Source organism: Vibrio sp. HI00D65 (assembly GCF_001635455.1).
GTDB lineage: Bacteria > Pseudomonadota > Gammaproteobacteria > Enterobacterales > Vibrionaceae > Vibrio.
The window spans coordinates 21,549-34,434 of sequence record NZ_LWEH01000613.1; the positions used below are offsets into that span (position 1 = coordinate 21,549).

Sequence of the window (12,886 nt, forward strand, 5' to 3'; positions counted from 1 at the left end):
TTTCTAGTTAGGTGGATATTTGTGTTACGTCGAATCGAGAACTAAGGTTCAAAGCGGGCATAAAAAAAGCAGTCCTAAGGACTGCTTTTTAAAAGTATCAACTAAAGGTGTTGATTAACGCATAGTTACGAACTCTTCGCTGCCCGTTGGGTGAATTGCCACAACAGAGTCGAAGTCTGCTTTGGTTGCGCCCATCTTCATTGCAACGCCGAAGCCTTGAATCATCTCATCAACCGTGAAGCCGATGCCGTGTAGGCCAACGACTGTCTCTTCTTCGCCAGCACATACTAGTTTCATCTTACAAGGTTGGCGGTGCTTGGTTACTGCTGTGTACATCGCAGTGAAGCCAGATGTGTAAACCTTGATGTTGTCTTTGCCATACTTCTCTTCAGCTTCTTGAGTCGTTAGACCGATTGTGCCGATAGGTGGGTGGCTGAATACAACAGTAGGAACTAGGTTGTAGTCCATTTTCGCGTTAGTTTGACCGTTGAATAGACGCTCAGAAAGCTGACGACCTGCTTTAACTGCCACAGGAGTTAGCTCAATACCACCTTCCATGATGTCACCAACACAGTAGATGCCAGGAACGTTAGTCGCTTGGAACTCGTCTACCTTGATGTAGCCACGGTCGTTTGTCTCTACGCCCGTTGATGCTAAGTTGATAGCGTCAGTCGCTGGGTGACGGCCAATAGCCCAGATTAGGTGGTCAACGTTTTGGATGTTGCCATTCTCTAGGTGTAGAGTCAGCGTGCCATCCGCTTCTTTCACTACTTCTTTAGGCACAGAGTGCGTGTGAAGTGTTGGACCTTCTGCTTCCATTACCTCAACCAATGTCTCAACGATCATTGGGTCGAAGCTACGCAGTGGAGACTCTTTACGGCAGAACAGGTGTGTTTCTGTGCCAAGTGCGCTTAGTACGCCTGCGATCTCAACTGCGATGTAGCCTGCACCGATAACCGCAACGCGTTTTGGTTGCTCCATGAGCTCGAAGAAACCATTTGAGTCGATGCCGTATTCTGCACCTGGGATGTTTGGAATCGTTGGACGACCACCTACCGCGATCAGGATGTGATCAGCTGTGTAGTGTTCACCGTTTACTTCAACCGTCTTTTCGTCAACGAACTTAGCAAAACCTTTGATTACGTTTACTTTGTTGTTACCAAGTACGCGATCGTAAGATTGGTGGATACGACCAATGTACGCTTGGCGGTTCTCAATCAGCTTGCTCCAGTTGAACTTCTTCACTTCAACATCAAAGCCGTAGTCTTCAGAGTATAGGTTGATCGCTTCAGCGACTTGAGCGCCGTGCCACATTACCTTTTTAGGAACACAACCAACGTTTACACAAGTACCACCAAGGTCTTGAGCTTCGATAAGTGCAACTTTTGCACCGTGCATTGCCGCGCGGTTTGCTGATGCGATGCCGCCGCTGCCGCCGCCGATACAGATGTAATCAAAATGAGTCGCCATTACTTTCTCCATTTATTGAGGGTTGTAGTCACAGTGAGTACACTGGATATCTACGTCCTATAGATTCTAAAATTGTCTAATTATTATATTGAGGGCAGATTGGTTGAACTCAATCTCCCTGTTTTAAATTTATTCGTCCACATCACAGTCTTTTGACTGCTCTTTGAGCTTCGATGTGGCATCGAGATTACTCAGGTACGATCCACTCTACTTTGTAGTGACCGGTTGCTGGAGCAATTGCTTCCTTCAAGAATGGAAGAATCTCGTTCATTTGGCTTTCCAGCTTCCAAGGTGGGTTGATAACAATCATGCCTGATGCTGTCATGCCACGCTCGTTGGTGTCTGGTGATACACCAAGTTCGATCTGTAGAATCTTGTTGATGCCCAGGCTTTCTAAGCCTTCAATCATGTCTTCGATGTCACAACGGTTCACTACCGGGTACCAAATTGCGTAGATACCCGTTGCCCAGCGCTTATGGCTTTGAGCAATGGCTGTCACTACATCACGGTACTCTTTTGCAAGTTCGTACGGTGGATCGATCAGTACTAAGCCGCGGCGCTCTTTTGGCGGCAGGCTTGCTTTTAGACGCTTAAAGCCATCTTCTTTGTAGATCGATACCTGACGATCACGGTGGAACTCTTGCTCAAGCAGCGGGTGGTCAGCTGGGTGAAGCTCGGTCAGTACCATGCGGTCCTGGTCACGTAGGTGGGCACGTGCAACACGTGGCGAACCTGGGTAGTAGCGCAGCTTGTCGCCGTTGTTTAGCGTTGAAATAGACTCAAGGTAGCTTTGAATGTCTTCAGGAAGATTTTGCTGTTCCCAGACGCGAGCGATACCTTGTTTGTATTCACTGGTTTTTTTAGACCATTCATGTGTTAAGTCGTAACGACCTACACCAGAGTGAGTGTCATGGTAAACAAAAGGCTTATCCTTCTGTTTCAAAGAATTAAGAATAAGGCTCTGTACGATATGCTTTACTACGTCGGCATGGTTACCTGCGTGGAAGCTGTGGCGATAACTTAACAAATTAAACTCTCGTAACACTCTCGTTTTAGAGTGTGGTTAGTGTAGGTGGGCTAATCTGATTATTATAACCCTCAATGGACCATAAATTCTCGAACAATTCAGGGACAGTCGTCAGCTATCTGCAGTTAGTTATTGGTTCTACTATTGAAATTTGCCTTTATGGACACTACTTAATAACTATTCGCAGGTGATTTTTAGGGCGCAGCTTAGCCTGATGACTGTAAGACGACCTCATTACAAAAAAGACGAAAGTCTCTAACGCCAAAGGAATGTTTATATGTCTAATCCGCTATTAACCTTCACGGACTTACCTCCGTTTTCACAAATCAAACCTGAGCATGTTAAGCCAGCGGTTGAGCAAGTGATTGAAGCGTGTCGCAACAAGATAGAACAAGTACTTGAAGGTAATACTTCGCCAAGCTGGGACAACTTAGTTGCTCCAATTGAAGAAGTGGATGATCGTTTAGGCCGTGTTTGGTCACCAGTAAGCCACATGAACTCGGTTGTGAACAGCGACGAGCTGCGTGAAGCGTATGAAAGCTGTTTACCCCTGCTGTCTGAGTACGGCACTTGGGTTGGTCAACACAAAGGTCTGTTTGAAGCGTATAAAGCGATCAAGGCGAGCGAAGCGTTCTCTGGATTAAATCGAGCTCAACAAAAAACCATTACTGATGCACTGCGTGATTTCGAATTGTCGGGCATTGGCTTACCCGCTGACGAGCAGCATCGCTATGGCGAGATAAGCAAGCGTCAGTCTGAGCTGGGTTCTCAATTCTCAAATAACGTACTTGATGCAACTATGGGTTGGAGCAAGCAGGTCACTGATGTTGCTGAGTTGGCAGGCATGCCTGAATCAGCACTGGCGGCGGCAAAAGCGGCGGCAGAGGCTAAAGAGCAAGAAGGTTACCTGCTGACGCTAGATATCCCATCGTACTTACCAGTAATGACTTACTGTGATAACCAAGAGCTGCGTAAAGAGCTGTACGAAGCTTACGTTACTCGCGCTTCAGATCGTGGTCCAAATGCAGGCAAGTGGGACAACACTGAGATCATCACCGAGCAGCTTAAATTGCGTCATGAGATCGCACGTATGCTTGGCTTTGGCACTTACAGCGAGAAGTCTCTGGCAACCAAAATGGCAGAGACGCCAGATCAGGTTCTGGGCTTCTTAAATGATTTAGCGGTGAAAGCAAAACCTCAAGGTGAGCGTGAAGTCGAAGAGCTGCGCCAGTTCGCTGAAAAAGAGTTTGGTGTGTCTGAGCTAGAGCTTTGGGATATCCCTTATTACAGCGAAAAACAGAAACAGCACCTCTTCCAAATCTCAGATGAAGAGCTGCGCCCTTACTTCCCTGAATCGAAAGCCGTATCGGGTCTGTTTGAAGTACTGAATCGTGTATTTGGTATGACAGTGAAAGAGCGAGAAGGCGTCGACACATGGCATGAGTCGGTACGCTTTTTTGATATCTTTGGTGCTAATGACACATTGCGAGGTAGCTTTTACCTAGATTTGTACGCTCGTGAACACAAGCGCGGTGGAGCATGGATGGACGACTGCCGTGGTCGTCGTATTACCGCTGCTGGTGAACTACAAACGCCAGTTGCTTACCTAACGTGTAACTTCAATAAACCGGTTGGCGACAAGCCAGCATTGTTTACCCACGATGAAGTTGTGACTCTGTTCCATGAGTTCGGCCACGGTATCCACCACATGCTGACTCAAGTAGAAACAGGCGCGGTTGCCGGTATCAATGGTGTGCCTTGGGATGCGGTTGAGTTGCCAAGTCAGTTCCTAGAAAACTGGTGTTGGGAAGAAGAGGCTCTAGCATTCATTTCTGGTCACTTCGAAACCGGTGAAGCTTTACCAAAAGAGATGCTAGAGAAAATGCTAGCGGCGAAGAACTTCCAATCAGCGATGTTCATTTTACGCCAGCTAGAGTTCGGTCTGTTCGACTTTACGCTACACACTACTTACGACCCAGAAGTGGGCGCGCGCGTACTTGAAACACTGGCTGACGTGAAGTCTAAAGTGGCTGTACTACCAAGCCTTGATTGGAACCGTTTCTCACACAGCTTCAGCCACATCTTCGCTGGTGGTTACAGCGCGGGTTACTACAGCTACCTATGGGCTGAAGTGCTATCGGCAGATGCGTTCTCAGCATTTGAAGAGGAGGGTATCTTCAACACTGAAACGGGTAATCGCTTCCTGAATAACATCCTAGAAATGGGTGGCAGTGAAGAGCCAATGGAGCTGTTCAAACGCTTCCGCGGTCGTGAGCCGCAAATCGACGCGATGCTGCGCCATGCAGGTATCAGCGCGTAATATTGTGCTGGTCAGAATGTAAAAAGAGCCTCCTTGTGAGGCTCTTTTTGTCACTGTTTATCAATTGATTATGGGTTCACATTACGATTGATTGGGTTTTGCAGTGAGATTAGCGTCTCGGTCGATTGCACCTCATCAATTGCCTGCAACTTATCGATTAGAACGAACTGCAGCTCTTCAATCGATTTACACATCAGCTTAACGAAAATATTGTAGGCACCAGTGGTGTAGTAGGCTTCAACCACCTCATCTAGGGCATTCAGCTTAGCGATTGCCGAGTGGTAATCTTTGGCTGCATTAAGGTTGATGCCAATAAAGCAACATACGTCGTAACCTAGCTTTTTCGTGTTAACCACCACCTCGGTACGCTCAATAATGTCGGCCGATCTCATTTTCTCGATACGGACGTGAATAGTCGCTGGGCTTACGTCAAACTGCTTTGCCATCTCAGCGTAAGGCGTACGAGCATCTTCCATTAAGGTTTTCAGAATGGCACGGTCTAGATCATCGAGACGAGCGGTAGTTGTGGACATGCTTAACCCTTAGATTGAGTGAAAATATATTGGCTAGAGCACATATCATAGCCAAGGGTGATAATATTAGCAGCAACAGTGATGTTAGGGTGAATTCAGTGCGATTTTGGGTGTTATTTATTGTGATGTGTTGGAGCGTATTTGCTTCGGCGCAGACAAAAGATGTATTGGTGATCCACTCCTACCATCAAGGCTTCTTCTGGACAAATGATTTCCATAAAGGATTGTCCGAAGAACTTGATCGCGACGGGTTGTCTTACCGCGTTGTTTACCTCGACAGCAAACGTTCTCAAAACCCTGAATATTTAGAGCGCGTGTACCAGCTTTACCATACCAAATTAATGCACGAAGAGTTTGCAGCGGTTGTGGTGAGTGATAACAACGCCCTGAACCTGATGAAGCGTTTAGCGTCAGAGCTCGATGGAACCCCGGTCATCTTCGGTGGCATCAACCACTTCTCTCCTAAAATGATAGAAGGTTTGAACGCAACGGGTATCACTGAAGACATCGATCTGGTTGGGAACATCGAACTTATCAAACGTCTCCAGGCGACCGTGAAAAAGGTTTACATGGTGACCGATCACTCGGTGACTGGTGAGGCCATTCGCGCGCAAATCGACCTGTTTATTGAAAACAACCCCAACTTTGCAGACTTAATTGAACACTATGTTCCGGACTCATACCAAGAACTGACGACTTTTTCGCAGCGCGCAGACTTAGGGAAAAGCTTGCTGTTTTGGGCGTATTACCGAGATGCAAAAGGTAATGTGAGTAGTGATGAAGACTGGCGCCAGCTGAACATTAAAACGCAAATGCCACTATATATGGTGCACGACTTAGGTCTAGGTTTTGGTGCCATTGGCGGTGTGATTCAAAGCGGTGAAACTCAAGGGCGTAACACGGGTCGTGTTTTGTTGCAGGTGTTGGCGAACCCTAATAAACCGTTGCCTCCTGTGGTTGCAGGTTCACCGGAGATTAAACTCGACTATCAACAAATATCGCGTTGGGATTTGGGAGCAGAAAACGAAGCGGCAGTAACGTTTCTTAACAAGCCAAAGCCTTTCCTGATGCGCTATCGTGATGAAATTCGCAATATTGGTTTAATTTTCCTTGGTATGTCATGCGTAATCGCCACCTTGGTGTATTACCTCAATCGTCTCAAGAAGAGCGAACGAGCAAGCCGCCAAAGCCAGCGACTGTTGGAGTCGATATTCGACCAGAGCCTTCAGTTTATGGGCATTATCGACAAAGGCGGTGTGTTGCTGTCGAGTAATAGCAAGCTGCATGAGCTGCTCTATAATCAGGGCTATAAGCTAGGAACACCTTTGCAAGAACATCAGCACTGGGAAGATTCTGCCAGTGAGGTGTTGAGAGAGTATTTTATTGAGCGAGATGATCACCCATCTTTACGCTTCGAAGCTGAGGTTTGGTGCCGAGATCGCGGTGCCATGGTATTGGATATCTCATTAAAGCCAATGCCGGGTAGTGAAGAAGGTGATATTCAGTTCTTGTTTGAGGCGCGCGATGTCACTTCACGTAAGTTGGCTGAGAACAAGCTTTTCCAACGTGAAGCGAACCTAAAACTCTATTACGACAAACAACCGGTGATGATGATTACCTTGAATGGCAATAACCGCATCCAACAAGTGAATCAGTTTGCCGAAGAGCTGCTTGGCTACCCACTGGATGAGCTTTTAGGTCATCGCCCTAGAGAGTTCTATGTCGATGAAAACGCAATGATTCCACGTCATATCTTGTTGCAGCCACAGCATAAGATTCGTGGTGTATGGCGTCGTGATATTGAATATCGTCATGCCGATGGCAGCACGATTTGGATTCGAGAAAATATCCGCCCGCTGGTGGAATCTGATCAGTTGTTGATTGTGGGAGAGGACATCACTGAGACACATGAGCTTTCAGAAAAGTTGGAGTATCAGGCACGCTATGATTTGCTGACTGATACTTTTAACCGCAACCACTTTGAGCAAGAGCTGCAGAAGGCACTCAAAGAGGTTGAGAGCCACATGCGCACTCACGCAATGCTGTTCTTAGACCTAGACCAGCTGAAAGTACTGAACGATACCGCAGGGCATGAAGCAGGCGATGCTGCGATCTTGTTTAGCGCGCAGTTATTGGAAGAGGTGCTGCCATACAATGCGGTATTGGCACGTATGGGTGGAGATGAGTTTGCGGTGCTCATCAAAGACTGTACTGAGCGAGACGCGGTGAATGTGTGTCGCAGTATCATTTCGATGATGGGAGAAAATCCATTCTTGTGGGGTGACATCCGACTTAATTTAACCTGTTCTATCGGCATTCGACTGATCGACCATACTGCCGCAACGCCACAAATGGTGCATGCTCAGGCAGATGCGGCGTGTCATGCGGCTAAAGAGGAAGGGCGTAACCGTTATCACCTCTACCATCAAGATGATGAAGACTTGCGTCGACGTCACCTAGAGATGGAATGCGTTAACCTAGTGCATGAAGCCCTGGCCAATGATCGCCTGGAGTTGTTTGCACAGCGTATTCTTGGCTTAGACGAAGACAGCAACAAAATGCACTTCGAGATCTTAGTGCGCATTAAGAATGTGGATGGGGAATACATCTCTCCGGGGATCTTCATGCCTGCTTCTGAGCGCTACAACATTGCGCATTTGATTGACCGCCAAGTGATCGGTCAGACACTCAGTTGGTTAGAGCAACGCCCACATCTGATTGATGATTTGGGGATGTGTTCTATTAACCTTTCCGGCCACTCGATGGGTAATCGAGAGTTTGTTGAGTTCTTGATTGAAAGCTTGAGCAACTCGTCGATTCCGTGTCATAAGATCTGCTTAGAGATCACCGAAACAGCGGCGATGAGTAACATGAAGCAGGCGATCAAGTTCTTCACTCGAATCAAAGACCTTGGCTGCATGATTGCACTCGATGATTTCGGGTCTGGGTTATCGTCGTTTGGTTACTTGAAGAAGCTACCAGTCGACATCGTTAAGATCGATGGTTTGTTCGTGCGTGATATTGATGTCAATGAGATGGACCATGTGATGGTTCGTTCTATCAATGATCTAGCCAAGCAGATGGGTAAGCACACAGTGGCTGAGTTCGTTGAAAACATCCAGATCATCGACAAGCTGATTGAGCTCGGAGTGAACTATGCTCAGGGGTATATCATTGGTCGACCTAAGCCGCTCGCTGAGTTGGTTGATGAACTTCAGCAAGAACGAGCGTTAGAAAACGTAAACTAACTAGGTCTTGCGTACAGCCCTTGTTTTAAACTCGCGACTTTCGGTGCTAATAGTTTGCACCGCTAATATGTATTGTTGAGGCAATCAGGTAAACTGGTTGCCTCTTTTGTTTTGAATACTACTGTCTGTTGGAGACGACCTTGCAACTACAACTGATTTGCGAAGATGCTACCCAAATCGATCACCTGAATGACTTAGCGACCCGTTGGAATTTATCTCACGATGAAAACAGCGAATTTGCTTTGGTGCTGACTAGCGAGCGACTTGAGCTGCGCAAAGTAGACGAGCCCAAACTAGGCGCTATCTTCGTTGATTTAGTTGGCGGCGCGGTTGGTCATCGACGTAAGTTTGGTGGTGGCAAAGGCCAAGCTATCGCCAAGGCGGCAGGCTTAAATAAAGGCGCTACGCCAACCATTCTTGATGGTACGGCTGGCCTAGGGCGCGATGCATTTGTACTCGCTTCTCTAGGTTGCAAGGTGCAGATGGTCGAGCGTCACCCTGTTGTTGCAGCGCTGCTTGATGATGGATTACAGCGTGCACAGCAAGACCCTGATATCGGTGGTTGGGTTAGCGAACGTATGAAGTTGATTCATGCTTCAAGCCATGATGCGCTGGATAAGCTCAGTGACGACCCTAACTTTGAGCAACCGGATGTGGTGTATCTAGATCCAATGTACCCACACCCTGAGAACAAAAAGAAATCGGCTTTAGTCAAAAAAGAGATGCGCGTATTCCAATCTTTGGTCGGTGCAGATTTGGATGCGGATGCTCTATTGGCACCTGCAATGAAGCTCGCATCAAAGCGAGTTGTGGTCAAAAGACCCGATTATGCGGCTTGGTTAGATGAGAAAAAACCGAGTATGGCGATCGAAACCAAAAAGAACCGTTTTGACGTGTATGTGAAAGCATCAATGACTTAGCGATGCGCTAAGAAAATTTCCCGTCATAAATACGATAAATTGCCATTTAACACTTGCGATAGTCGCGTTACGGATGTATATCTAACTAAGAATCATTATTATTCTTAGCTGGAGTTGTAGCATGGCTAAACGCTTTTGTAAGTTAAATCGTCGAGATATTACCGAACACCTAGGCGAGATCCACAGCTTGGTTACTGAGCCAAAGTTTGTGTGCCGTTCTTGTGCACGTTCATCGGCGGACGAAGCGAACCTATGCAAACCAACTGCAATCCCACCGCTCGGTTGCCAGAGTAAGCCAGCTGAAGAAAAGGCGGCTTGTGGTCTGTTAGCCGAAACGCTACCAAAGCCTGAGGTCACCCTGGCAGAGATGCCTGATTCATCCGTACAGATGTTTGACCCAGCCGTTGCTCTCGGGGACGCAGAAAAACAAGCGACACCGAAAAAAGCCAAGCTGAAAAAACGCATCGCTCACGCGAGTGGTGATGAGAAATCAGAACTTAAGCGAGCGAAGAAAGCGGCTAAGAAACAAGAGAAATACAATAAGAAGCTGGCGAAGATGATTAAGAAGCAGCAAAAGTTGTTTAAGAAGAGCCAGAAGCTAGAAAGTGAATTGGAACGCATTAACCTACGACTTGATGATGCCGCCTTCACTGAAAACCAGGCTGTGGTTGTGAATCACATTCACTAACAACAGCTGTTGAACATTATTCAACACGTCAGCCATATCTAAAAAGAGCGACTTTAGGTCGCTCTTTTGTTTTTTTGTCTTCGTTGAAGATTTGGCGGCGCTGGCGCATTAAAATTTGTTAGGCGTTTGCCGCCGATCTCGCCACACGCTTTTTCACCCACGTCTCATTCACGATGAGAGAAAGCAAGATAACACCGCCACCAATCGATAGTCGCACTACATCAACGTCTCGGTTCCAGATCAGGATGTTCACCACCAAACCAGCAGGTACTAATACGTTGTTCATTACGGCAAGTGCACCTGCGTTTACCATGCATGCACCTTTGTTCCACATAAAGTAGCCTAATCCAGAAGCAATTAAGCCTAAGTAGATTAGGATTCCCCATTGAAGTGAAGTGGTTGGTAGTTTTTCAGGGTTGCCTAGAAGCATGAACGCAACCGAAGCCACACACAGAGCGCCCAGATAGAAATAGCCAAATACCGTATGTTGAGGAAGCTCTGTCGATTCCTTCTCCATCACCACTTTATAGCCCACCTGACCTATCGCAAAGCAGAGGTTTGCACCTTGCACGACAAGGAATCCAACCAAAAAGTTGTCGTTAATTCCAGCGAACTTAATGAACACTGAGCCCAATACCGCAATCGCAGCCGTGACTAAGTACCAAGGTGAGAATTGCCCTTTTAGGAAGTCATAAATCAGAGTGACATAGATTGGAGTAAAGACGGTAAATAGCAGCACTTCCGGTACGGATAGCAGTAAGAAGGATTGATAGTAGAAGCAGTACATCAGGCCAAGCTGAATACCACCAATCGCCATTAATTTAGCGATCAACTTACCAGGGATGCCACGGAACTTCAGGAAAGGAAGGAAGACGATACCTGCTATAGCTACACGCATCAGAACAGAGAACCAAGAATCAACCTGACCAGCAAGGTAGACGCCAATCAGGCTAAAAGAGAAGGCCCATAGGAGGGTAACACCAGCTAAATAGCTCATAGTAAAACTTCGTTTTTAAGAGATGAGCTGTATGTTACCTAACCTTAACTCATTAGTCTTCTGAATCTCTTAGAGGCACGACCAGCATATCAACCGGAGTAGCATTGATCAGTTGTCGTGTAGAAGAGAGCAGCTTGCTCCAAAAATCTTGATGGTGACCACACACCACTAAATCAACGTTGTATTCGGTGATGGTATCGCACAGCTCATGACTCAGATCGCCGCTACCCACAAGCGTGTGAGTAATCGGGTATTGAGCATGCTCTGCAAAGTTTTGTAGCTGAATGCGAGACGCTTCCATTGCGTTGTGTTGGGTCTCGGCCATGTTGATGTCAATCAGCCCGGTATAAAGCTCGGCATAGTTAATATCGATATGGATAAAAGAGACTTTGGCTTCTAATGGCTTTGCCAATGCTACCGCTTTATCCACAATTAATTTGCTGTCTTCTGATAAATCGACCGCGACCAAAATATGTTTGTAACTCATATCGCAACCTCCTTTATTCATTGCCTGATTAAAGATTAGCACTATGCGATGCCTTTTTTTGCTGAAGTGATCTCATATCCATCGTCTTGCGTAATGAAGGTTCAAAATATCGGTTAACTAATGGTCAGCGAGATATTAATGAAAAAGTGATATAGTAGAGAAAATTGAGGATGTACTTAGGAGTCTTAAATGCTGTCAAAAACAATGGTTGAGCAACTGAATGAGCAAATTAATCTAGAATTTTTCTCATCCAATCTATACTTACAAATGAGTGCTTGGTGTGAAGACAAAGGATTTGAAGGTGCAGCAGAATTTCTGCGAGCTCATGCTGTAGAAGAGATGGAGCACATGCAGCGTCTATTTACCTACGTGAGTGAGACAGGTGCGATGCCAATTTTAGGCGCGATCGAAGCACCAAAACATGAATACGATAGTCTTGGAGCGGTGTTCAGAGAAACTTATGAGCATGAGCAGATGATTACAGAAAAAATCAACAAGCTTGCCCACGTTGCTTTCAGCACACAAGACTACTCAACCTTTAACTTCCTGCAATGGTACGTTGCAGAGCAACACGAAGAAGAGAAGTTATTTAAAGGTGTATTGGATAAGCTAGAGCTTGTTGGTGAAGACGGGAAAGCACTGTTTTTTATCGATAAAGACCTAGCGCAATTGGCAAAAGATGGTTCATCTTCAATCATGGATGCTCCTGCAGCCTAGGCTGTAAGAAAAAGACTCTGATTATCTTTTTCTTTTGAGTTTTCCTTTGAAGATGTAGGGAGGAAAGGATGATCAGCAGCGACACTATTCTATTTGCACTAATGGCTGTGACGTGTGTGAACTGGGCGCGTTATTTTACGACTCTACGAACGCTCATTCATATTATGCGGGAAGCACATCCTCTACTGTATCAACAAGTAGACGGAGGCGGGTTCTTCACGACTCATGGCAATATGACTAAACAAGTTCGATTGTTTAGTTACATCAAAAGCAAAGAGTATCACCATCACCACGACGAGGTGTTCACATCTAAATGTGATCGAGTGAGAGAGCTATTCATACTGTCTTCGGCTCTGCTTGGTGTGACGTTAGTGGCCGCCTTTATCGTCTAGGCAACTAACGTGTGTGATTAGAGTGTCGGTTATTTTCTCGTTGGACTTTGATATACGCTAGTTAGTGTATGAAGTTTGTACGGTCGA

11 protein-coding genes are annotated in these 12,886 nt (G+C 46.3%); 6 read left to right on the forward strand and 5 right to left on the reverse strand.

Annotation, left to right across the window (positions count from 1 at the left end; genetic code table 11):
• Positions 1-114 precede the first annotated feature (114 nt).
• Both gorA and A3712_RS25110 read right to left on the reverse strand, forming a co-directional pair.
• Entirely contained in the window at positions 115-1,470 is a 1,356-nt protein-coding gene (gene gorA, locus A3712_RS25105; RefSeq protein WP_063525415.1) for a glutathione-disulfide reductase, read from the reverse strand.
• Positions 1,471-1,657: 187 nt separating this feature from the next.
• Positions 1,658-2,497 (reverse strand): 23S rRNA (adenine(2030)-N(6))-methyltransferase RlmJ, encoded by an 840-nt coding sequence (locus A3712_RS25110; RefSeq protein ID WP_063525416.1) that lies wholly within the window; start codon positions 2,495-2,497, stop codon positions 1,658-1,660.
• A 277-nt stretch (positions 2,498-2,774) separates the two neighbouring features.
• Between A3712_RS25110 and prlC the strand changes: the two genes are divergently transcribed.
• The gene (prlC, locus tag A3712_RS25115; RefSeq protein ID WP_063525417.1) at positions 2,775-4,817 is read left to right on the forward strand and encodes an oligopeptidase A; all 2,043 of its coding nucleotides are present in this window, start codon (positions 2,775-2,777) and stop codon (positions 4,815-4,817) included.
• Positions 4,818-4,885: 68 nt separating this feature from the next.
• Here the strand turns inward: prlC and asnC are convergent, their stop codons facing one another.
• Positions 4,886-5,350: a transcriptional regulator AsnC gene (gene asnC / locus A3712_RS25120; protein ID WP_008218581.1), complete on the reverse strand. Its 465-nt coding sequence runs from the start codon at positions 5,348-5,350 to the stop codon at positions 4,886-4,888.
• 125 nt (positions 5,351-5,475) lie between these two features.
• Here asnC and A3712_RS25125 point away from each other — a divergent pair, with 125 nt between their 5' ends.
• From A3712_RS25125 to A3712_RS25135, 3 genes are all read left to right on the forward strand, one after another.
• Positions 5,476-8,598: an EAL domain-containing protein gene (locus tag A3712_RS25125; RefSeq protein ID WP_063525620.1), complete on the forward strand. Its 3,123-nt coding sequence runs from the start codon at positions 5,476-5,478 to the stop codon at positions 8,596-8,598.
• A 140-nt stretch (positions 8,599-8,738) separates the two neighbouring features.
• The gene (locus A3712_RS25130) at positions 8,739-9,518 is read left to right on the forward strand and encodes a class I SAM-dependent methyltransferase (protein WP_063525418.1); all 780 of its coding nucleotides are present in this window, start codon (positions 8,739-8,741) and stop codon (positions 9,516-9,518) included.
• Between the two features lie 121 nt (positions 9,519-9,639).
• Complete coding sequence (locus A3712_RS25135) at positions 9,640-10,206, forward strand: hypothetical protein (RefSeq protein ID WP_063525419.1); 567 nt, start codon at positions 9,640-9,642, stop codon at positions 10,204-10,206.
• A gap of 118 nt (positions 10,207-10,324) precedes the next feature.
• Here the strand turns inward: A3712_RS25135 and A3712_RS25140 are convergent, their stop codons facing one another.
• Both A3712_RS25140 and uspA read right to left on the reverse strand, forming a co-directional pair.
• Complete coding sequence (locus tag A3712_RS25140; RefSeq protein WP_063525420.1) at positions 10,325-11,203, reverse strand: carboxylate/amino acid/amine transporter; 879 nt, start codon at positions 11,201-11,203, stop codon at positions 10,325-10,327.
• Positions 11,204-11,255: 52 nt separating this feature from the next.
• A complete protein-coding gene (uspA, locus tag A3712_RS25145) occupies positions 11,256-11,690 on the reverse strand; it encodes a universal stress protein UspA (protein WP_063525421.1) in 435 nt (144 codons plus the stop codon).
• A 189-nt stretch (positions 11,691-11,879) separates the two neighbouring features.
• Between uspA and ftnA the strand changes: the two genes are divergently transcribed.
• Together ftnA and uspB are read left to right on the forward strand one after the other, a co-directional pair.
• Positions 11,880-12,407, forward strand: a complete 528-nt coding sequence (ftnA, locus tag A3712_RS25150) for a non-heme ferritin (protein ID WP_063525422.1) — start codon at positions 11,880-11,882, stop codon at positions 12,405-12,407.
• 68 nt (positions 12,408-12,475) lie between these two features.
• Entirely contained in the window at positions 12,476-12,799 is a 324-nt protein-coding gene (uspB, locus tag A3712_RS25155) for a universal stress protein UspB (protein WP_063525423.1), read from the forward strand.
• Positions 12,800-12,886 lie beyond the last annotated feature (87 nt).